Here is a 21,916-nt window from a genome sequence, read left to right on the forward strand (position 1 = left end):
CTATAAAATAAGTTTTCCTTTTGAGCTGTTTTGTTAGTATTAACTAAATTTTAAATTAACTGTGCTATAATGAAAAAGACAAAGCTCGGAATACTAATTTCAGGTAGGGGGTCGAATATGCAGGCCTTGGTAGAAGCATGTCAAGATCAGAATTTTCCCGCAGAAGTTGCATGTGTTACCACAAATAATAGTGAAGCTACTGGTTTGAAAGCAGCAGAGCAAGCAGGAGTTCCAACGTTTGTTGTTAATAATAAACCACTTGATGCTGATAAAATTCACGAAATACTTGTTCAACATAAGGTTGATTTAATTTGCCTTGCAGGGTTTATGAGAATTCTCAAAGCTGATTTTCTGAGTAAATGGCATAACAAGGTTATAAATATTCATCCCTCTTTACTTCCATCCTTTAAGGGCCTAAACGCTCAAGAGCAAGCTCTAAAAGCAGGTGTAAAAATTACAGGTTGTACTGTACATTATGTCACTCCTGAAATTGATGCTGGAGCCATAATTGCTCAAGTTGCTGTGCCAGTGTTACCAAATGATGATATTCAAAGCCTCTCAGAACGCATTCTAGCTGAGGAGCATAAGTGTTATATAGAAGCAGTAAGGTCAATAGCGAAGATATATGACTGTAATAATTATTGACCTTGAGCGTTTTTTCCAACTTCAACAAAAAATAAATTTTCAGGATCTAGTAAAGAACTTGCTAACTCGTTCACTTCTTCCAATTTAACATCATTAATATAGCTTACAAAATCATTCATATGGTTAATATCGCGGTTGTTTGTCTGAATATCATTTAGTTTTGCAACTATGCTGTTATTGTTAAACATAGAGAAAACATAGGAATTTACCATACTAATTTTCGTATCCAGAAATAACTGCTCATCAATTCCTTCTTTTCGAACCTTGCTCAGCGTATCTTTTATTGCTGATATTGATTGACTGGCAGTAGAACTATCAGTATTAATATTTCCAGCTATAACGTTCCCATGTTTATTGGGAATAATACTTGCATAAACACCATAAGTAATACCCAAATTTTGTCTCAATTCTTTCATTAATATTGAATTCAATCCCATGCCACCAAGTGCATTAATCAAGACACTAGCGTTATAATAATTAAGATCTTCATAAGCTATACCTTTTTGAGCAAAAAGTATCACACTCTGTGGTATATCCATAAAAATGTTCTTACTTTCTGCAGAACCAAAATTATTTTTTACAGGTATTTTTCTAACTTTCGATCTTTTTGATGGTAATTTAGATAAATATTTATCTAATAATGTAATAGTTTCTTCTTTTTTTATGCAACCAACAACACTGATAACTATGTTATCTTTAGCAAAATTGCGCTTTATGTATGTTAAAACATCGTCTCTAGTAATATTTGTTATAGTATCAAGAGTTCCATATTCACTTTTTGAGTAAGGGTGCGTTTTAAATAACAACGTTTCCAATTCTTTTCCAGCAACAAAAAAAGGATTTTTTTCAAGATTATTAAAATCAACTTTGGCTTTCTCGAAAACTCTATTCAACCCTTCAGAGTCAACTTTAGGACGCGTTATAGCGTCGCTAAGTAGTGAAACACCTTCTTCTAAATTCTCAGACAGAGTGTCCAACGAAACTCCAAACGTTTCTAAACCAGCACTAAAACGTATACTAATCCCTTTATCTTCAAGCTTTTTCGCAAAATCTTTGGCATCATTTTTTCCTGCCCCTTCTTGAACTATAAGAGAAGTAAACCAAGCAAGCCCTTGTTTTTCTACATTTTCATATGCATAACCTGCATCTTTAAACGATATATTTAGTGAAACTTTTGGTAAATCACAGTTTTCAACAAATAAAAACTTAAATCCTTTACGAGTAGTAACCTCTTCTATATTTAAGTTACCACTTGCTTGTAAATTAAAGCTTAGGCAGAAAAAAAATAGAAGTACAAATTTACTTATTCTCATTATCATCTCCTTTTGGTAATAAACGACCAATTAACTTATTGAAAGAAAAGATAGTACGAATTTTGTTGTTTACATCCTCTAGATTAACATCATTTACTTTGCTGTACGTAATATCTATTTCATCAAGTGGAATACCAAGCGCTAAGTGTGAGCCATAGAAAAATGCTATATTGTCTAAGCTAGATAGATTATCAAATTGTGCTGCCTTATACCTATATTTTGAGCTTTGCAACTCCTCATTCGTTATTCCTTTAGACATGAAGTTATTAATAGCATTATCTAACTCTCTTTCAACAATATCTAAATTAACGCCACTTTTTGGAATGACCTGAATATCAATGTAGCCATCACTAAAAGTTAAGCTGTCATACTCAGCAAATACAGACACCGCTACGTCTTTGTCTAGAACTAAATCTTTGTATAACTTGCTGGACTTGCCGCCACCTAAAATGTCAACCGCTAAATGAGCAGCAGAAGCTTCATTTATGTGCCCAAATAAGGGAATACGATAACGAAAATATAAAACTGGTTCTTTTACTTCAGTGCTCTCTAAAATCACTGATAAACCTGCATTATGTACTGGATCCTGATTTGGGTAATGTCTCATTACAGGCTTAGCTTTAATTTCTCCATATTTTTCTTCTGCTAATTTCACTACTTCATCAAGTTCCACATCACCTACAATCAGTAATATTGCATTGCCGGAGTGATAATAGTTATCATGAAACCTCGTTATGTCATCCTGATTGTAAGTTTTGATATCGCTCTCCCAGCCGATAACAGACCTGCCATAGCCAGTACGGTAAAATGCACTATTCATTTCTTCCCATAACAAGTTGTTAGGATGATTATCAAATCTCATCTTTCTTTCCTCTAATACGATGTTTTTTTCTCTATCTATTTTGTCTTGAGTAACATTAAAGCTGCCCATTCTATCTGCTTCAACTTCCATTGCAAGTGGTAAATCTTTTTTGGGTACCAACTCATAATAACAGGTATATTCTTTAGTGGTGAATGCGTTAAATTGAGCCCCAATGCTACTCATAGTGGCTTCTATATCTGTGAACTTTCCTGTAGTTTCAAACATTAAATGTTCAAAGTAGTGAGCCAATCCTGCTTTGCCGATTGGATCATCCATTCCCCCAACTTTGTATATTACTGCATGTAAAACGGCTGGAATCCGATGATTAGGAACAACATAAACATCTAGTCCGTTACTGAGTTTAGTATATTTTATGTTGTGCTCTATGTTTAAAGCATTCGAAGAAATTGGGTAAGTAAAAAAAAGTACAGGTAGTATAAGAAAACTAAAAAACTTATGAAGCATTATTTCGACCTAATATAAAAACAATTATTTTATTCCTCATTTTGTTTAGAAATAAGCATATCGTATATATACCACCTATATAACAATGTAAACATTCCACAAACTATAGATAAATCCGCTAAATTAAAGGCTGGCCAATACCAATCATCAATATGAAAATATATGAAATCATATACAGCTCCCCAATAGATCCTATCAACTACGTTTCCGATTGCTCCACCAATCATCAGAGAAAAACCAAGGTAAGTTGACTGATCGTCAGACTTGTATATCAAGTATGCAAGTATACCAATTATTAGTATTGAAAATGCTAAAAAAAAGAAACCGCCATGTGGTAAAGCGCTACACATTCCAAAACTAATACCCGAATTCCAAACTTCAACTAGCTTTATAAAGCTAGCGATCTCAATTGATTCTCCTTCATCAATCAATGAGTTTATGTACAATTTGCTCGTTTGGTCAATCAATACTATAATTAATATAACAATTAAGCATAACTTTTTCATAAATTTGCCTTTAACCTACAAACTTTAAGTATATCATAATTTATCTGTTTTGTTAACTCCTCAATACTATGGAATTTTTTTTCTGACCTTATGAATTTTAAAAGTTGTATGTTGACTTTATGATTATATACGTCTTCATCAAAATCGAATATGTGCATTTCTATTATGGGCTTTTTCAGATCCTTAAATGTAGGTCTCATACCAATATTGACTACTCCATATAACCAATTTGGGTTATTATAAGAAAACATCACTTTAGCGTGATATGTACCAAATTTTGGTTTTATCATGCAATCTTCTATAGGAATATTTATGGTTGGAAATCCTATTTCTCTACCTCTACATGCACCTTTTGTCACAACACCAGAAACTTGATAAGGTCTGCCGAGCAATTTATTAGCAATTTCTATTTCGCCCCTTTGTACATACTCCCTTATTGAAGAAGAAGAGCAAATTTTGCCGTCAATTATTAATGGCTCTAATTTAGTCAAAGAGTATCCATATGTTTCAGAATGTTTCTCTAGAGTTAATATATTACCCAATCGTTTATGACCAAAAGTGCAATCTTCTCCGACAATTATGTGTTTAGCGCCGTATTTATCTATTAAAATCTCACTGATAAAGTTATCGCAGCTAACCTCAGAAAAACCTCCACTAAAATTAATAATATACAAGTAATCTATACCATAACTGCTGATTAGTTCCTTTTTTTGTTCTTGGTCTATTAACCTAAAATTGTTTCTACCAAATAAAACAGTTGATGGGTGAGGCTCAAAAGTTAAAACTGCAGAGGGTAATCCTCTTTCTTGTGCTACCTTCTTTAGAGTGGAAATTGCAAATTCATGTCCTAAATGAATGCCATCGAAATTTCCGAAGGTTAGTGCTATATTATTTTCTATCCCTTGCTCACAATTATAAATAATTTTCATACAATTTGATGTTTTTACATGTTTCTTATATATAATAACTATATTTTAGTAAGCTACGGAGATAAATTGTGAAAAATGTTGTGATATATATAAAGAAGGGCTGTCCATACTGCATAAGGGCAAAGGATTTACTAGATAAAAAAGGTGTGAAATATGAAGAAATCGATGTGCTCAAAAACTCAGATCTATTTAACGACATAAAATCAAAGTATAACGTTAGAACAGTTCCACAGATCTTTATTGCTGATGAAAATGGCAACTATATAGACCACATTGCAGGAAGCGACAAATTGATGGATCTTGAAAAAGAAGGAAAGTTGGATGATATGCTAAATAATAATGACAATCACACTGATGTCACAACCTACACAAACAGCAATGATGAATGTGGAGAGTGTGTTATACCACATGATGATTTTATGTAACTTTTTATCTTGTTTTGTCGTGTAATACGTAAATGAAAACTAGTATGCTCACTTTAAACAATTCTTAATGAATTAAAAATACAATTCATTCAGTGAGTTTTTTTAGTGGGAAAAAATGACAAAAAATATTTCAATTATTAGCAGAAACTTAATTAGTATCGAATTAGTTAACAAACAAGATTTAGAGAATTTCATCAAGATTTTCACAGTGCTTGATAAACATATAGCAGCTAAAACACTTTTTACAGAAGAAGTGAGAATAGAGTATAAACAACACAACGGCATAGAAGTTGTTGAATTGCTAAAAGATACAGACTTTACATATCATGAGGTTGAAAATGTATTGAACCACCTGAGTAAACATGGAATGAAGGTGCCCAGCAGTGTTATAGCACACACCCTTTTTGCTGCATACAATCACGCACTTGAATTTAAGGATGTAGCATTTTCCTTTTCTGAAGGCTTTCCACAATTTAACATCAGAGTGAGTAAGAACACCTTCATAATAACTCCCATGAGTGAAGAGAATTTGGAATTGAATTCACAAAGTAGCAAGAAATTAATAGAGTCGTTACAGAGCGAAAAAAATATTTATGATTGTATAGTAGAAGAAAATACCATTAAAGTTATAGTGCATTCTGAAATACATCAAGCTATAAATTTGATTATAAAGTCACTGATAAAGTCTCGCCTTTTAGCAAAAGAGGAAGAAGGAAAATTCAAAGAGAAATTGAGACAACTTGCTTTTAAGGATCAAGCTTTTGTTGAGTATTCCAGTATCAAAACCATCAGTAGGTATCCACATAATCATCCTCTGAGAAAGCATGAAAGTGTTACTAAGGATATAGAAAATATTTTATGTGATGTCATAGCAAATGAGAATAGCGAGTTTGCTATAGAGCGGTTAAATAGGCTGAGCTCAGCAGTTTCTCCGGATACTCCAAGAATCATCACTAAAACTATAGATAAACTTGTTAAGTTTCACTAAGGTATACGAGAGCCAATAGATTTCTTGTATTACCTTTTGTCATCCAAGTAGCCAAGGCTACTTGGTTCTTTTTTTGGGTTCCAGCGCTATGTACATAGCTGTACAAACATTGTAGCCGTTATTCAAGTAGCCCGCAGGAACGAAAAAACTTACTTGACACCCTTCGCCAGCCCCCTTATCACGAAACTGAAGCTATTTCATTTAACTTCGCAATCTGTGCAGATTAAAACGACAAGAAAACTTGTATTTGGCGTACTATGCTTAATTTTTTGCACTATGTGTACCTTATGTCTTTATCAAATTTCTAGGTTTTTACCTATATAAGCTGAAACGCGCTTACAAAGCGTTCAAGACATCACCCAACGTCAAATTTTAAAATAGAGAGTGAATAACTAGCTACTGCGGGTTTTCTATGCCTTTTTTTTCTGCCTGGTAAATTTCTTAAATATTTATAGCTAAGGTTAGTTGCACTTAAAAGCAGCTAAATTGCAGCGTTTAAGAATTAAAAACGCCAATACTGAAAATAGACAATGACTAGGGTTTAGTGTGCCTTTTTTTTTATTTGGTAAATTTCTTAATGTTTATAGCTAACATGAACAAACATTTGAGAGTAACTTCCGCTGGTAGGGTGTCATCCCAGTGCTTGACACTGGGATCCAGCTTTCTTTATAAATTCACCAAAAGTGCTTCATTCTATAACGCAAAACCCATACTCACCAAACCCAATGCATTACTTGCAATTAAGTTTCCTGGATCCCAGTGTCTGGGCACTGGGATGACAGGGGAGGGAGGCTACTTGGATGACACCATTCTTTTTCCTGGATCCAAGTAGTCTGGGCACTAGGATGACAGGAGAAGGCACTGCCCTGACAACCGTCATCCCGCTACGTGTTAGCGGCTAAGAGCCTGTTCATAATCTTTTCAGAAGTAAGGCAGTGAAAGCCAGAACGACCATTTGTAGGCTAGTATTGAGTTTTCGCTCACAATTTTTCCACAATCTTCTACATTTTTCTAACCAAGCAAAAGATCGCTCCACAACCCATCTTTTGGGCAATACAACAAAGGAATGTAATTCATTTCTTTTTATCACTTCAACGGTTGCACCAATAATCGTTTTTATTTGAGTTGCAAAATTCTCTCCAGTATAGCCTGCATCAACCAGTACATTTTTAACTCCCGAGAGGTTTTCTTTTGCATTTTCGACCATTCTCACAGCACTGCTACGGTCAGTTATAGCTCTTTTCATAGAAGTCCGGATGTGATAAGATAAGGATAGACGATGATAAGGAGGTTGAGTGCCAGCAGCATATAGTTATGACTTAAGGAAAAAAGCAATGGAAGCGCTAGAGGAGGGAGGAAGCAGAGAAACAGTGGCAGCAAGATTTAAAATTGGACGAACTACTTTATGGGAGTGGCAGCAAAGAAGAAAAGAAACAGGAGACTTTCAATCAAAAAAACTTGGAAATGGAGGTTACAATCACAAAATTACCGACTGGGATGCCTTTGCTAAATTTGCCAGAGAAAACGGAGGAAAGACTCTGTCGGAAATGGCTAAACTTTGGGGCAACGTTAGTATCCAAACGATCCACCGAGCTCTCAGAAAAATTGGATTTACGCGCAAAAAAAGACATATGGATACAAGGAAAGAAACGAAGAAAAACGTGCTGAATTCTTAAAAATTATAGCAACAAAAGAACCAGAAAACTTAGTTTATATAGATGAGTCTGGCATTGATAACACAGAGGACTATCCATATGGGTATTGCCAGAAAGGACAGCGGTTTTATGGCCTAAAATCTGGAAAGAAAACTCAACGAATCAGTATGGTTGCAGCCTTAAGTAGAAGAAAGATAGTTGCTCCATTAACCTTTGAAGGCCACTGTAATATGGATGTTTTTAATGGATGGTTTGAGCAATTTTTGACACCGATCTTGGAACCTGGACAGACTGTCATTCTTGACAATGCTACTTTTCATAAGTCTGGTAAGATTATCGAGCTTGCTAGAGGAGTTGGTGCAGAAATTTTGTATCTGCCGCCGTATTCTCCAGATTTCAACAAAATTGAGCATCATTGGTTTGCTATAAAAAACAGAGCTAGGAAAAACATTCCTCTATTCGAATCCTTTCGTCGTGCTGTTGATTCTGCCTTCCTATGACCTGTTCGGACTATTATGAGAAATGCTATAGTTGCTCCATTAACCTTTGAAGGCCACTGTAATATGGATGTTTTTAATGGATGGTTTGAGCAATTTTTGACACCGATCTTGGAACCTGGACAGACTGTCATTCTTGACAATGCTACTTTTCATAAGTCTGGTAAGATTATCGAGCTTGCTAGAGGAGTTGGTGCAGAAATTTTGTATCTGCCGCCGTATTCTCCAGATTTCAACAAAATTGAGCATCATTGGTTTGCTATAAAAAACAGAGCTAGGAAAAACATTCCTCTATTCGAATCCTTTCGTCGTGCTGTTGATTCTGCCTTCCTATGACCTGTTCGGACTATTATGAGAAATGCTATAGATCTTACTATTACCCACAAATATAAATGTTTGTTGCATAGCTCTTAATGGCATAACTTTTGCTTGAAATAACTGTTTATATGGTGCAATTTACAGCTTTTAGTTGCTAAAATTATGACTCTTAGTTTAATAATTTTAATCTAATAAGCTTTCAGGTTAATAAAATTAAATTATTTGAGTAAATACAATACCATGTTTTTATTTGTGGGTAATAGTAAGGCTTAAAGCAAAATTTAGTACGAACGGTAGGTGGATCTAAAAGATCGAATTACAATCCTGTATACAGCATTTTGCATTATTGTTTGATTATATTTATAGGTACAAAAATAGCTAGAATAATTTTCATGGGAGTAGATGTTTCCAAGGAAGCATTGGACATCTCAATTAATGGCAAGCATAAGTGCATAGCAAACGTGAGTGATGCTATATCTAAGTTTATAGAAACAAATATAGTCGATTTACCCATCAAGTTATGTGTAAACTGGTGGCTATGAAAAGCTCATTATAAAATTGTTGCAAGATAACTGTCCATAAAGCTCACCCGAATCGGGTATATGCATTTGCCAAAGCTTGCAATCATTTTGCAAAAACTGACAAGTTAGATGCTAAATTACTGGAAAAATACGCTGAATTTGTCAGTAAAGACGGTGAAGTAAAAGGATGTATAATTTCACAAAAGCAAGAGGAATTAAAGGAGCTGGGGGCAGTTGAGCGTAATTTAAATGATGCAATTCATGCAAACAAGTGTCGCCTGCAAAGTGCGACGGGAAAAGCTAGAGAATACATAGAAAGACAGATAGGGTTTGCTGAAAAACAATTGAAAGAAATTAGGCAAGACATAGAAGACACAATAGATTCTGACCCTGAATTGAAAGGAAAAAATGAGCTTTTAATCAGCTATAAAGGTATTGGATCAAAGACGGCAAGCATTCTACTGACAGAGGTTTGGTAGATTAGAGAATAGAGAAATTGCATGCTTAGTTGTAGTTGCACCTAAAACTAGCGAAAGTGGAAGAAAAGTTGGCAAAGCTCAAATCAAAGGAGGCAGGTTTTATGCAAGGAAAGCACTATACATGTCAGCTCTTGTTGCTATGCGCCACAACAGAAAAATGAAAGTGTTTTATCAGCGTTTGGTTGATTCTGGCAAAGCTGCTAAGGTTGCATTAGTTGCTGTCATGAGAAAAATTATCGTTTGTTTAAATGCCATGATAAAAAATAACAACTTTTATCTTGACTCTTAAGACGGTAGATGACAGACCATTGATTGTATGGGTTCCATCTGTTATATATAATCTTTTTGAATACGAAGAAAACTGATGAATGAGTATGATATTACGGTTATAGGTAGCGGTCCTGGTGGTTATATAGCGGCAATTAGGGCGGCACAGCTTGGGTTTAAAACTGCAATTGTGGAAAAAGAAAAAAATTTAGGCGGTATATGCTTAAATTGGGGATGTATACCAACAAAATCACTGCTTAGAGCATCTGAGGTTTATAGGCTAATAAAAAGATCAAAAGAGTTTGGTATAGAAGTAAAGGGAGCGAGTTTTGATATACAATCAATAGTGAAATACTCAAGAAACGTTGTTGATAAATTGTCAGGCGGTGTTGCATATTTGATGAAGAAGAATAACATCAAAGTTCATCAAGGCTTTGGTAAACTTGCAGGCAATGGTACTATAAAAGTTGTTAGCGATAAGGAAGAACAAGAAATTGTTTCCAAGCATATCATTTTAGCAACAGGCGTGAGGGCACGGAATCTGCCTGGAATAGAGGCAGATGGAGATTTAATATGGAGTGCGCAGCACGCTATGACTCCAGAGAGATTACCAAAATCGCTACTAATTATAGGGTCTGGTGCAATTGGAATAGAATTTGCAAGTTTTTATAGCACTTTAGGGGTTGATGTAACAATCATAGAGATGAAGAGCACTATTTTGCCGCTGGAGGATAAAGACATTTCAGATTTAGCACAAGAAATATTCACAAAACAGGGGATAAAAATATATGCAAATAGTAGCGTAAAAGCTTTGACTAAAAATAAAGACTCTGCTCAAGTGCTACTAAGTAGTGGTGAAAGCAAAGAATTTGATAGGGTGATTGTTGCGGTTGGAATTCAAGCAAATATTGAAAATATAGGTTTAGAAAATACAAAAATTAAATTAAGCCCTTCTGGCTTTATTGAAACGAATGAATGGTATGAAACTAGTGAATCAAATGTGTATGCAATAGGTGATGTAGCTGGCCCACCATGTTTAGCACATAAAGCGAGCCATGAAGCCGTGATCTGCATTGAAAAGATTGCTGGTAAAAATGCTCATGCGTTAAAAAAAGAATGCATACCAAATTGCACTTATTCTCATCCACAAATAGCGAGCATCGGCCTTACTGAGGAACAGGCAATAAAAGGTGGGTATGATATAAAAATAGGAAAATTTCACTCTAACTTTAATGGTAAGTCTGTTGCACTCAGTGAAACTGAAGGGTTAGTGAAAACGATTATAGATAAAAAAACCGGAGAAATTCTGGGTAGCCACATGATAGGTGCAGAAGTAACGGAGTTAATTAGCAATTTTGCTCTTGCAAAGCAACTAGAAGGAACAGACTTCGACATAAAATCTACGATTTTTCCTCATCCAACCATTTCAGAGATGATACACGAATCAGTGCTTGCTGCAGATGTTAAATAGTTGAACTAAGAGCCTGTTCATAATCTTTTCAGAAGTAAGGCAGTGAAAGCCAGAACGACCATTTGTAGGCTAGTATTGAGTTTTCGCTCACAATTTTTCCACAATCTTCTACATTTTTCTAACCAAGCAAAAGATCGCTCCACAACCCATCTTTTGGGCAATACAACAAAGGAATGTAATTCATTTCTTTTTATCACTTCAACGGTTGCACCAATAATCGTTTTTATTTGAGTTGCAAAATTCTCTCCAGTATAGCCTGCATCAACCAGTACATTTTTAACTCCCGAGAGGTTTTCTTTTGCATTTTCGACCATTCTCACAGCACTGCTACGGTCAGTTATCTCTGCTGTTGTTATATAAATTGCATGGGGCAAACCTTGCGTATCTACTGCAATATGGCGTTTTATTCCTGAAATCTTTTTGCCTGCATCATAGCCTTTTTCTTCAGCAGTATCTGCATTTTTTACACTCTGTGCATCAATTATGCAGAAGCTGGTTTTTTCTTTCCGACCATTGTTTTGTCGGACCACGCCAACTATTTTTTTTTAACACCAGCTCCAGAACACTTTCTTTATCTGCATCTGGTTTTTCACTCCACTTCTTAAAATAGTCGTAACAATTGCGCCATTTTGGAAACTCTTTTGGTAGCATTCTCCACTGACAACCGCTTTTCAGAACGTATAACACTCCACAAAATACATCATACAAATCAAGTTTCCTTGGTTTTGTTTTTTTTCTACAGGACTCTAGATCTGGTAACATAATCTCAAATCTTTCCCGACTTATATCACTTGGGTATAAACTCCTCATATATCCTAACTTATATATATTATCTCTTAGTTTATTCCTTTCTTGAGATCATGTACAGGTTCTAACGTTCCATTGTTTTAGAGTTGTCAATGTCTTGAGTAGTAGTTTGATTAGGCACTTTAGTTTCAATAGATTGATTACCACCAGCATCAGAATTCTGTAACTCTTCTTTCAATCCCTTAGCTGCTTCTTTGACTTTAAGCTTTGCCTTTGGATGAAGATCTTCTGGGCCTTTTCCTTTAGTATCCAAACCTTGTTGTAGATTAGTGTTTTTCATTTTATTATTCTGCTCGTGCTCAGGTAGGTCAACGACCGAATTGAAAAGAATTTTTATTATATTTTTTAGCAGTTCTAAAAAACCTCCGCTTCTGCCTTCTCTTTGTTCTTGAGGTTTATTTTTCTCATTAGGTTCTTTTTTACTATTACTTCTAGGCATTTTTAACTCAACTATCATAAAGCTTAATAAAATTCTACGTGCAAATTGTTAAATAACAGTTAACAATCTAGGATTTATTATTTACAGATGGATATTATTTTAGCAACAGGTGGCACAGGTGGGCATATCTTTCCGGCCATAGCCTTAGCAAAAGCACTAAAGACACAAGGATACAATTGCATATTATTCACTGATAAAAAAACAAATAAAAATACCGACATAGAAAGCTACACCTTACCATTACGTAGACCAAGCAGCAACAAATTTAAGTTTTTCCTTTTCTTGATATACAGCTCTGTGTTAGCACTGTATCAAGTAAGAAAATTAAAACCAAAATCGGTCATTGGTTTTGGTAGCTATGCTTCTTTTCCAACTCTTCTTGCAGCAAGAGTTCTTTCTATACCTATAATTTTACATGAACAAAACACAGTTTTAGGGAGAGTAAATAGATTCTTTTTCAAGAGTGCAAAATTAATTGCAACCAGCTTTCCGGAGACTAAATATGCAGAGGGCAATAAATGTATTTTTACAGGAAATTTTATTGATATAAAAGCACAGAGCCATTCTAGCACTGAGAAAGTCCTAAATATATTGGTCATAGCAGGCAGCCAAGGTGCAAATTTTTTTGATGATGTAGTAAGCAGCGTAATTTGTGATTTACCTATTAAAATGAAAAAGAAAATTAGAGTGACGCAGCAATGTACGAAGAAAAATGTAAACAAGGTCAAGAGTCTATACAAAAGTGAAAAGATCGATTGTGAATTGAGTGAATTTTTTGATGATATGGAGAGTAGGTTGGCCAATGCTCACTTGGTAATTAGCAGAGCAGGAGCAACTTCAATAGCAGAGATCACTCTTGCTAGGCGTTCTGCTATATATATTCCTTACCCTTACTCAAAAGATAATCACCAATTTTATAACGCAAAATATATTGAAGACTCGGGAGCAGCTATAATAGTTGAGCAGAATAGTGAAGCAAAAAAAAATCTAACAGAGGTACTATTTGATCTATTAAATAATTCTCAAAAATTGCGTGATATGACCAATAGTACAGAAAAAACAGGGATAAAGAATGGGACTACTGAGTTTGTTAAGGTGATTGTTCACAGGTTTAGTTGATGGCTGCTTGCTTTTTCTTCAAACACGTCCCAAAGATCCTTTTCTAGCGATATATTATACAATTTATTGATATGAACTACTCCCGTGGGTGAAGTTGTGTTAATTTCGAGCAGGAAGTCATCTATAATATCAATACCAACAAATATTAGCCCTCTTTTCTTTAATTCAGGACCAATTTTGTTACATATTTCATTGTTTCTATCGTTCATTTGAGCGGGCTCAAAACTTGCTCCAAGTCGCATGTTTGTTCTGATCTCTCCACTGATTTTTGGAATTCGTTTCATTACACCAATTGGTTGGCCATAAAGTAGCAATATTCTTTTATCTTTATCTATGTTTTTACAAAATGATTGTGTAATCACAGGGCATTCGTATTTTGCTATCATGAGATCCACTACTACTTGAATACTATTCTCATCTTGTATTCTTATTACATCATTTCCGCCATAGCTATACAATGGCTTCAGAATAATATCTTGATAGTTGTGATAAAAATCTCTAATCATCGATATATTTTCAGTGATCAAAGTCGGCGGAATTAGTTCTGGAAATAATGAAGTTATCAATTTTTCAGGACAATTTCTTATTTCTGTTGGATTGTTAATTACCAATGCGCTGGTTTTTTCTAAGATATATGTTGTTGTAATGTAACGCATATCAAAGGGTGGATCCTGTCTGATAAATATGATGTCCATTTCATTCAAGTTGATAGCTACATCTTTTTTGGAGATAAAACTAAAATCATCGACGCTGACTTTCTGAGCCAGAGCAATTGGATGGTTTAGCTTTAGTGCTAAATTGTTAGGAGCATAGACAAAAACTTCGTGCTTCCTCCTTTGTGCTTCCTTTATTAGCACGAATGTAGTGTCAGTTTCAAAATTTATATTTTCATCCATCTGAAAGGCAACTTTCATTTATGTTCTCCACCTATTGTCACAATTGTACAAATGTTATAATTTGAAAGCGATTTTTGCCTAATGGCGTAACTTACTGTACCTATATCGTACATAACTTACAACTTGTTTTACTCCCTTTACTTTTCTTGCAATTGCTATTACAGCTTTTAATTCCGCTTTATTTTGGGCTATACCCATCAAATAAACAACTCTATCAACCGTATTAACGCTATAATTAATTGACTTAATATTTCTTTTTCCCAGGAGTCTTGTTCTTATTTCCGCTGTTATCATGCCATCTACAGTGGTGTCTAGCATGGAAGCCATTTGAATTGGTATTACTCTTATTTCATTTATCACTTCTTTAATTTCTTTTTGCTGCCAAGCTATTTTTTCTGCTGTAAGTTGTTTTTCAGGAGTGTCAACACTTCCAATGAGCAATACTCTTCCTTCACTTACTTTAACCTTTATGGATGAAAATAGCCCATGTTTTAAGAGCCCCTTATTAATTCTGATGACCATAGTCGTATCATCAATGATATTTCCCAAGGATTTGTCCTGCATTGCTGTTGCTGTCGCCACCACACCACCTATTATAAGGGTTGTGCAACCACTTTGTGTAATCAAAAAAATTGCGAGTAAGAAGCTTGTTATTAATCTCATTATTGATTTTCAGGGTTTAGAGCTTTCATTAAGAAATGTTAATAAGCTTTTTTGATTGTGTAAATACCATAAATTAAGTAAGACTTTAAACCTTGAATATTTTTAATGGAATACCTATAATAGGGTACTGAAAATTTCTTGCGGATATGGCGAAATTGGTAGACGTGCCAGGTTTAGGTCCTGGTGAGCTTGCTCGTGGGGGTTCAAGTCCCTCTATCCGCACTTTAAAGTCATGTAACTTAGGTTTTAAGGGAAAATTTATAATCACTAAATACACTTTTGTTTGTATAAAAATCTGTTCTTAAGGATTGTGTTTAACTTAAATTCTGGTAAAATAGCCCTATTAAGATACGAATTAAAATATTAATAAATGAATTATGATGTCTAATAATATACCTCAAAATACAGTCGAAGTAAGTAGCGTATATACCTACAAAGAGCTTAGTATAGATAAACTAAAGTATGAGTATGAAATCACAGTTAGTAGTGATTATATAAAACAAAAGGTAAATTCCAGGTTGCAAGAGATAGCAGAAAATGCAAAATCACCTGGATTTAGGGCTGGAAAGATGCCCTATGACCTTGTTGTTGCAAATTATAAAAACGAAGCTTTAGAATATGTGATAAATAATACAATTGATTATTGCTCAAGTGATTTGATGAAAAAAATTGAAGTCAAGTCTCACATTTATCCTAAGGTTGATGTTATATCATTACCAGATCTAGATAAAGAAGATGAGGAGGGCAATTTTGTATACAAGCTATCTTTTGAGTCGATGCCTGAAGTACCAGTGATAGATCTTGACAAAATAAACTTAAAGAAAATTGAAGCAAAGATTGAAGAGGAAGATATAAAAGAATTTATTGATTCTATTAAAACAAAGTTCCCCAATTTCGCCCCTGTTGATGATGCTTCTTATCAAGCGAAAGATGGGGATAAACTGATAATTGATTTTGAAGGGCGGATTAGGAATAAGCTCTTTCAAGGTGGAAGTAGCAAAAATTTTGCCGTTAATTTAGGGTCTGGCACATTTATTAATGGTTTTGAAGATCAATTAACTGGTATAAAAAAGGGAGAAACAAAGAACTTTAAGTTGAAATTTCCTGAAAATTACCAAGCCATTTCCCTTGCAGGACAGGAAGCTGATTTTTCTGTGCGAGTTAATGAGATTCAAATTGCCAAAGATTTTGAAAATGACGATGAAATAGCTAAGAGTATTGGGTTTAAAGATTATTCTTTGCTAATAAATCATGCAAAAAAAATGATTGGTGATCAGTGCACCGAAATGAGAAATCTCTTAATTAAAAGGGAGCTGTTTGATTATTTGGATGCTAATTATAGTTTTGATTTACCCACAGACATAGTAAAACAGGAGCAACAAAGAATGGAAGGAGAACTGGGTGCTCAAAATGATTCTCGTAAAGAAGCTGAAAAACGTGTAAAGCTTGCTATGTTATTTATGAAATTTAGTGCAGAACATAAAATATCATTAACTCAAAATGATGTTTTGAGTGTTATTGTAAATCAATATGTCAGTAAAGATGTGCAATTTGACAGAGTACTTAAGCATTTTGAATCAAATAAACAATTTCAAGAATTAGTTAGAGGGCAAGCGCTTGAGTATAAAGTGACAGATTATATAATAGAAAAAGTTAGTAAAGAAGAGCAGATTGTTTCTGTGAAAGAATTAAAGGAATTATTTGATAATATTTAATAGGAAAAGGTATGACTCTTATACCAATTGTAGTTGAACAAACTAGTCGCGGTGAGCGCGCTTATGACATATATTCAAGACTAGTGAAAGAAAGAATAATTTTTGTAACAGGTCCTATTGAGGACAACATGGCCAGTGTAATAGTAGCACAGCTTTTATTTTTAGAATCGGAAAGTCCCGATAAAGACATTTGTATGTACATCAACTCACCAGGTGGTGTTGTAACTGCTGGTTTGTCGATCTACGATACAATGCAATATATAAACCCAGACGTTTCAACTTTATGTATAGGTCAAGCTGCGTCTATGGGTTCTTTATTGCTTGCAGCTGGTACAAAAGGTAAGCGCTACTCTCTACCTCATTCAAGAATTATGATACATCAGCCATCTGGTGGTTATCATGGTCAAGCAACTGATATAGAAATACATGCTAATGAAATTTTGCGGGTTAAGAAAAAACTAAATCAAATTTATGAAAAACATACTGGAAATTCACTGAAGAAAATTGAAGGAATGATGGAAAGAGATAAATTCATGGATCCTGAAGAAGCAAGGAAAATTGGCTTAATTGACAGGGTGATAGCTGAGCGTACAGATATTGAAATTGAAAATATTAAAGTTAAACAAAAGGTGGGTTAATGGATAACAATAATGATTTACACTACTGTTCTTTTTGCAACAAGGCGCAAGATGAAGTAGATAAATTGATTACTAACTCTTCGGATGGTTTAAAGGTGTTTATTTGTAATGAGTGCATAGAATTATCCCATAAAGCAATAAGTCAAAAGAAAGATAGATCTTTTAATTCAGATCGTATATCTGATATGAAGCTATTACTAAAGAAACCTGAGGATATAAAAAATTTTCTCAGCAAGCATGTTGTAGGTCAAGAACATGCGCAACACGTTTTATCTGTAGCTATGTATAACCATTGTCAATCCATGGTACAATTTCATGCTATAAGTGATATTGAAATCGAGAAGTCAAATATAATGCTTATTGGTCCCACTGGTTCTGGTAAGACTTTGCTAGCCAAAACACTTGCTAAAGTTTCAGATGTGCCATTTGCTATGGCTGATGCGACAACTTTAACTGAGGCAGGTTATGTGGGTGATGATGTAGAAAGCGTGTTGTCGCGTTTATTACAAGCTGCAAATTATGAAGTTGTAAAAGCACAGCGTGGTATAGTGTTTATAGATGAAATAGACAAGATTACAAGAAAATCTGAAAGCACTTCAATAACCCGTGACGTTTCAGGTGAAGGGGTCCAACAAGCTCTGCTTAAGATTATGGAGGGTACAGTTGCTTATGTTCCGCCACAAGGAGGGCGAAAACACCCACAACAAGAGTTTATACAAGTGGATACTAGTAACATACTGTTTATTTGTGGAGGAGCTTTTGAAGGCCTCGATAAAATTATTGAAGCGAGAAAAAAGGGAACGTCAGTTGGCTTTGGAGCAGATATAAGTCAGTCTAAAGAGCAAAAGAAAAAGAATGCTTTACATGATGTTCAACCTGAAGATTTAATCAAATTCGGTTTAATACCCGAATTTGTAGGGCGGGTTCCAATAACTGCTGTTTTAGATGAGCTGGATCATGAAGATTTAATACATGTGTTGACAGAGCCAAGGAATGCACTAATAAAACAGTACAAAGCATTGCTTGCGTTTAGCAAAGTAAACCTTGAGTTTTCAGATGAAGCAATATCAGCTATTGCTAAAAAGGCTATAAGCTACAAAACAGGTGCAAGAATGTTACGTGCTATCTTGGAGTCACTTTTGCTTGACATTATGTATACAGCTGGAAACGGAGGCTTTGAAGGTAGCACTATAGTAATCACTAAGAAAATGGTAGAATTAGGAAAAGCAACGGTTAATCATAATAATAATGGCAATGTTATAACGGTTAATGATTAATTTGAGGCATATATTATGAACATTGAACGTGCTGTAAGCTCTAGTTTTACTGCATTGCCAGTATTACCTTTAAGAGATGTAGTAATTTTTCCAAATATAATGATGCCTTTATTCATAGGCAGAGAAAAATCTGTTAATGCACTAGAGTATGCAATAAGTAGTAGTAGTCACCAAAATGAGATTTTTCTTGTAGCACAGAAAGATGGCTCTGTTGATAATCCAGAGCCTGAAGATCTTTATGAAGTAGGTGTATTAGCAAACATTATACAACCATTAATCAAATTGCCTGACAATGCAGTAAAAGTTATAATCCGGGGGATAAGAAGGGGAAGAGTTGTAGAATATATTAGCTCTCATACTTTATTACAAGCCAGGGTAGAGTTAGACAATCATTATAAAGAAGATGAAGACAATATTGACTTAGAAGCTTTAAGGCGATCTGTTATAGACGCGTTCGATAGCTGGTGTAAGCTAAACAAGAAAAATCAGCCTGAAGTTGCCATTAACCCCATTGATCAAATCAAAGAAGTTGATCAACTTGTAGACACGGTAGCTTCACATTTAAATATAAAAGTATCGGATAAACAAAGCATACTTGAGGCTTATGACCCAAAAGAGCGTTTAAAAAAAGCTTTTGCTTTTATTGAGAGAGAAATAAGTATTTTGAACGCACAAAGCCGTTTATATAAGACAATTAAATCGCAAGTTGAAAGCACTCAGAGAGTTTACTACCTTAACGAGCAATTGAAAGCTATACAGAAAGAATTAGGCGAATTTGAGAATGGTGATGAAGGGAATATACTCAATGAATTTGAGAAAAAGATAAATGAAACAAAGCTTTCTCAGGAAGCAAGAGAGAAAGCTATAACTGATTTGAAGAGATACAAGAAAATGAATCCCATTTCTCCTGAGGCTACAGTTATATCTAGTTACTTGCATTGGTTACTTGATTTGCCGTGGGGAAAGTACAAAGATGCAAAAATTAACTTAAATGCAGCTAAAAAAATCTTAGATGAAAATCATTATGGCATAGAGAAAGTAAAAGATAGAATAATAGAATTTTTAGCGGTATTAAAAAGAGTAAAAGAGATAAGAGGTCCTATACTTTGCTTGGTTGGACCGCCAGGTGTTGGTAAAACTTCTTTAGCTAAGTCTATGGCAAGAGCAGTAGGAAGAGATTTCGTTCGCATAGCTCTTGGTGGTGTGCGTGATGAGTCTGAGATACGAGGGCATAGGAAAACTTATATTGGCTCAATGCCTGGTAAAATCATTCAACACATGAAAAAAGCTAATTCATGCAACCCGCTTTTTCTGCTTGATGAAATAGATAAGATGGGTTCTGATTCGCGTGGCGATCCTGCATCTGCATTACTTGAGGTTTTAGATACTGAGCACAATAAACACTTTACGGATCATTACTTGGAAGTTGAGTTTGATCTTTCAAGTGTAATGTTTGTAGCTACGGCAAACAGCTTAAATTTACCACATCCTTTGCGTGATAGGATGGAAATTATACAATTGTCCGGGTATACTGAAGATGAAAAAATCAGTATTGCTACACACCACCTTATTCCGAAGTTAAAGAAGGAGCATGGTTTGTATCAGAAGGAATGGAACATAACTAATGAGGCGTTATACGAGTTGATACGTTTATATACACGTGAAAGTGGTGTGCGAAGTATGGAAAGGGAGCTTGCAAAGCTCATGAGAAAGGCAGTTAAAGAAATATTGACTGATAAAAATAAGAAAATATCCGTAGGGGTTGACAATTTACAAGATTATTTAGGGGTACGTAAATATACCTTTGGCATTGCGGAAAATGAGAGTTTAGTAGGAATAGTAACTGGGCTTGCCTATACTGAAACAGGTGGTGATATTTTGATGATAGAATCAGTCCTAATTCCGGGCAAGGGAGAGATAAAATACACAGGAAAGCTTGGAGAGGTTATGCAAGAATCTATAAAAGCTGCGTATAGTTATATTCGATCAAATTGTTTATTTTTTGGTATAAAGCCCGAAAAATTCCAAAATAATGATATACATTTGCATGTACCTGAGGGTGCGGTACCAAAAGATGGCCCTTCTGCTGGCGGCGCGGTATGTACGTCTATTGTTTCTCTTATGACGAATATACCAGTTAACAAAAATGTTGCTATGACAGGCGAAGTGACATTGCGCGGTAGAGTTTTAGCTATTGGGGGCTTGAGAGAAAAATTGCTTGCAGCGCTCAGAGGATCAATCAAAACTGTGATTATACCAAGTGAAAATGAGAAAGATATGCAAGAGATTCCGGCAAGCATCAAAGGGGGGATCAACGTAGTTTTTGCTAAGAATATTGATGAAGTTATGAAAGTTGCTTTAATGCACCCTACTACTCCAATTGATGGTGATGATAATCAAAATAGTGTGCCTTCCTCTATAGAAAATAAAGATGATACTTTTCCTATGTCAGAAACATTGAAGCATTAGAACCTGTACATGATCTCAAGAAAGGAATAAACTAAGAGATAATATATATAAGTTAGGATATATGAGGAGTTTATACCCAAGTGATATAAGTCGGGAAAGATTTGAGATTATGTTACCAGATCTAGAGTCCTGTAGAAAAAAAACAAAACCAAGGAAACTTGATTTGTATGATGTATTTTGTGGAGTGTTATACGTTCTGAAAAGCGGTTGTCAGTGGAGAATGCTACCAAAAGAGTTTCCAAAATGGCGCAATTGTTACGACTATTTTAAGAAGTGGAGTGAAAAACCAGATGCAGATAAAGAAAGTGTTCTGGAGCTGGTGTTAAAAAAAAATAGTTGGCGTGGTCCGACAAAACAATGGTCGGAAAGAAAAAACCAGCTTCTGCATAATTGATGCACAGAGTGTAAAAAATGCAGATACTGCTGAAGAAAAAGGCTATGATGCAGGCAAAAAGATTTCAGGAATAAAACGCCATATTGCAGTAGATACGCAAGGTTTGCCCCATGCAATTTATATAACAACAGCAGAGATATAGCATTTCTCATAATAGT

At 34.8% G+C, this 21,916-nt stretch carries 19 protein-coding genes, 1 tRNA gene and 4 pseudogenes; 15 read left to right on the forward strand and 9 right to left on the reverse strand.

The window, feature by feature from the left end:
- Positions 1 to 69 precede the first annotated feature (69 nt).
- A complete protein-coding gene (purN, locus tag ABWU71_RS07455) occupies positions 70 to 645 on the forward strand; it encodes a phosphoribosylglycinamide formyltransferase (RefSeq protein WP_353284414.1) in 576 nt (191 codons plus the stop codon).
- Here purN and ABWU71_RS07460 read toward each other — a convergent pair.
- Genes ABWU71_RS07460 through ribF form a run of 4 tightly spaced genes read right to left on the reverse strand, consistent with a single transcriptional unit; the run spans position 639 to position 4,720 of the window.
- On the reverse strand, positions 639 to 1,958 hold the full coding sequence (locus tag ABWU71_RS07460; RefSeq protein WP_353284415.1) for a M16 family metallopeptidase: 1,320 nt from the start codon (positions 1,956 to 1,958) through the stop codon (positions 639 to 641). The genes purN and ABWU71_RS07460 overlap by 7 nt on opposite strands.
- The gene (locus tag ABWU71_RS07465) at positions 1,945 to 3,285 is read right to left on the reverse strand and encodes a M16 family metallopeptidase (RefSeq protein ID WP_353284416.1); all 1,341 of its coding nucleotides are present in this window, start codon (positions 3,283 to 3,285) and stop codon (positions 1,945 to 1,947) included. The genes ABWU71_RS07460 and ABWU71_RS07465 overlap by 14 nt, the downstream gene beginning before the upstream one ends.
- A 29-nt stretch (positions 3,286 to 3,314) precedes the next feature.
- Positions 3,315 to 3,791 (reverse strand): signal peptidase II, encoded by a 477-nt coding sequence (gene lspA / locus ABWU71_RS07470; RefSeq protein ID WP_353284417.1) that lies wholly within the window; start codon positions 3,789 to 3,791, stop codon positions 3,315 to 3,317.
- Complete coding sequence (ribF, locus tag ABWU71_RS07475; RefSeq protein WP_353284418.1) at positions 3,788 to 4,720, reverse strand: riboflavin biosynthesis protein RibF; 933 nt, start codon at positions 4,718 to 4,720, stop codon at positions 3,788 to 3,790. The genes lspA and ribF overlap by 4 nt, the downstream gene beginning before the upstream one ends.
- Positions 4,721 to 4,788: 68 nt before the next feature.
- Here ribF and ABWU71_RS07480 point away from each other — a divergent pair, with 68 nt between their 5' ends.
- Both ABWU71_RS07480 and ABWU71_RS07485 read left to right on the forward strand, forming a co-directional pair.
- Positions 4,789 to 5,145 (forward strand): glutaredoxin, encoded by a 357-nt coding sequence (locus tag ABWU71_RS07480; protein ID WP_353284419.1) that lies wholly within the window; start codon positions 4,789 to 4,791, stop codon positions 5,143 to 5,145.
- A gap of 115 nt (positions 5,146 to 5,260) precedes the next feature.
- Positions 5,261 to 6,133 carry a hypothetical protein gene (locus ABWU71_RS07485; protein WP_353284420.1) on the forward strand — a complete coding sequence of 291 codons (873 nt, stop codon included), beginning with the start codon at positions 5,261 to 5,263 and terminating at the stop codon, positions 6,131 to 6,133.
- A 910-nt stretch (positions 6,134 to 7,043) separates the two neighbouring features.
- On the opposite strand, the pseudogene ABWU71_RS07495 reads toward ABWU71_RS07485, so the two are convergent.
- Positions 7,044 to 7,367, reverse strand: a pseudogene (locus ABWU71_RS07495) (transposase); the annotation flags it as partial.
- 61 nt (positions 7,368 to 7,428) lie between these two features.
- Between ABWU71_RS07495 and ABWU71_RS07500 the strand changes: the two are divergent.
- The 5 genes and pseudogenes from ABWU71_RS07500 to lpdA all read left to right on the forward strand — a co-directional run bounded on the left by ABWU71_RS07500 (position 7,429) and on the right by lpdA (position 11,341).
- A protein-coding gene (locus tag ABWU71_RS07500) for an IS630 family transposase (RefSeq protein WP_353284076.1) occupies positions 7,429 to 8,288 on the forward strand; the annotation gives its coding sequence in 2 pieces (ribosomal slippage) (positions 7,429 to 7,753 and positions 7,753 to 8,288; 861 coding nt in all).
- A 27-nt stretch (positions 8,289 to 8,315) separates the two neighbouring features.
- Positions 8,316 to 8,621 (forward strand): annotated as a pseudogene (locus ABWU71_RS07505) (transposase); the annotation flags it as partial.
- Between the two features lie 998 nt (positions 8,622 to 9,619).
- A pseudogene (locus tag ABWU71_RS07510) lies at positions 9,620 to 9,718 on the forward strand (hypothetical protein); the annotation flags it as partial.
- A gap of 6 nt (positions 9,719 to 9,724) precedes the next feature.
- Entirely contained in the window at positions 9,725 to 9,892 is a 168-nt protein-coding gene (locus ABWU71_RS07515; RefSeq protein ID WP_353284421.1) for a hypothetical protein, read from the forward strand.
- 75 nt (positions 9,893 to 9,967) lie between these two features.
- Positions 9,968 to 11,341 carry a dihydrolipoyl dehydrogenase gene (lpdA, locus tag ABWU71_RS07520; protein WP_353284422.1) on the forward strand — a complete coding sequence of 458 codons (1,374 nt, stop codon included), beginning with the start codon at positions 9,968 to 9,970 and terminating at the stop codon, positions 11,339 to 11,341.
- A gap of 17 nt (positions 11,342 to 11,358) precedes the next feature.
- Here lpdA and ABWU71_RS07525 read toward each other — a convergent pair.
- Positions 11,359 to 12,151 (reverse strand): IS5 family transposase gene (locus ABWU71_RS07525; protein WP_265023453.1). Its coding sequence is split into 2 segments (ribosomal slippage): positions 11,359 to 11,886 and positions 11,888 to 12,151, totalling 792 coding nucleotides; the frame shifts between segments, so codons are not numbered across the junction.
- Between the two features lie 61 nt (positions 12,152 to 12,212).
- The gene (locus tag ABWU71_RS07530; RefSeq protein WP_353284423.1) at positions 12,213 to 12,605 is read right to left on the reverse strand and encodes a hypothetical protein; all 393 of its coding nucleotides are present in this window, start codon (positions 12,603 to 12,605) and stop codon (positions 12,213 to 12,215) included.
- Between the two features lie 69 nt (positions 12,606 to 12,674).
- Here ABWU71_RS07530 and murG point away from each other — a divergent pair, with 69 nt between their 5' ends.
- The gene (murG, locus tag ABWU71_RS07535) at positions 12,675 to 13,706 is read left to right on the forward strand and encodes an undecaprenyldiphospho-muramoylpentapeptide beta-N-acetylglucosaminyltransferase (RefSeq protein ID WP_353284424.1); all 1,032 of its coding nucleotides are present in this window, start codon (positions 12,675 to 12,677) and stop codon (positions 13,704 to 13,706) included.
- Here murG and gshB read toward each other — a convergent pair.
- Positions 13,691 to 14,620, reverse strand: coding sequence for a glutathione synthase (gshB, locus tag ABWU71_RS07540; protein WP_353284425.1), 930 nt, complete (start codon positions 14,618 to 14,620; stop codon positions 13,691 to 13,693). The genes murG and gshB overlap by 16 nt on opposite strands.
- 60 nt (positions 14,621 to 14,680) lie before the next feature.
- Complete coding sequence (locus ABWU71_RS07545) at positions 14,681 to 15,265, reverse strand: BON domain-containing protein (RefSeq protein WP_353284426.1); 585 nt, start codon at positions 15,263 to 15,265, stop codon at positions 14,681 to 14,683.
- A gap of 140 nt (positions 15,266 to 15,405) precedes the next feature.
- On the opposite strand from ABWU71_RS07545, the gene ABWU71_RS07550 reads away from it, so the two are divergent.
- The 6 genes and pseudogenes from ABWU71_RS07550 to ABWU71_RS07575 form a co-directional block, all read left to right on the forward strand.
- Positions 15,406 to 15,487, forward strand: a tRNA-Leu gene (locus ABWU71_RS07550).
- 158 nt (positions 15,488 to 15,645) lie between these two features.
- Positions 15,646 to 16,980 (forward strand): trigger factor, encoded by a 1,335-nt coding sequence (gene tig / locus ABWU71_RS07555; protein ID WP_353284934.1) that lies wholly within the window; start codon positions 15,646 to 15,648, stop codon positions 16,978 to 16,980.
- A gap of 11 nt (positions 16,981 to 16,991) precedes the next feature.
- Positions 16,992 to 17,618 carry an ATP-dependent Clp endopeptidase proteolytic subunit ClpP gene (clpP, locus tag ABWU71_RS07560; protein WP_353284427.1) on the forward strand — a complete coding sequence of 209 codons (627 nt, stop codon included), beginning with the start codon at positions 16,992 to 16,994 and terminating at the stop codon, positions 17,616 to 17,618.
- Entirely contained in the window at positions 17,618 to 18,895 is a 1,278-nt protein-coding gene (gene clpX, locus ABWU71_RS07565) for an ATP-dependent Clp protease ATP-binding subunit ClpX (RefSeq protein ID WP_353284428.1), read from the forward strand. The genes clpP and clpX overlap by 1 nt, the downstream gene beginning before the upstream one ends.
- Before the next feature lie 15 nt (positions 18,896 to 18,910).
- Positions 18,911 to 21,364, forward strand: coding sequence for an endopeptidase La (gene lon, locus ABWU71_RS07570; protein WP_353284429.1), 2,454 nt, complete (start codon positions 18,911 to 18,913; stop codon positions 21,362 to 21,364).
- A 61-nt stretch (positions 21,365 to 21,425) separates the two neighbouring features.
- Positions 21,426 to 21,897: pseudogene (locus ABWU71_RS07575) on the forward strand (IS5 family transposase); the annotation flags it as partial.
- Positions 21,898 to 21,916 lie beyond the last annotated feature (19 nt).

The organism is Wolbachia endosymbiont (group A) of Lasioglossum fulvicorne (genome assembly GCF_964028605.1).
Lineage (GTDB): Bacteria > Pseudomonadota > Alphaproteobacteria > Rickettsiales > Anaplasmataceae > Wolbachia.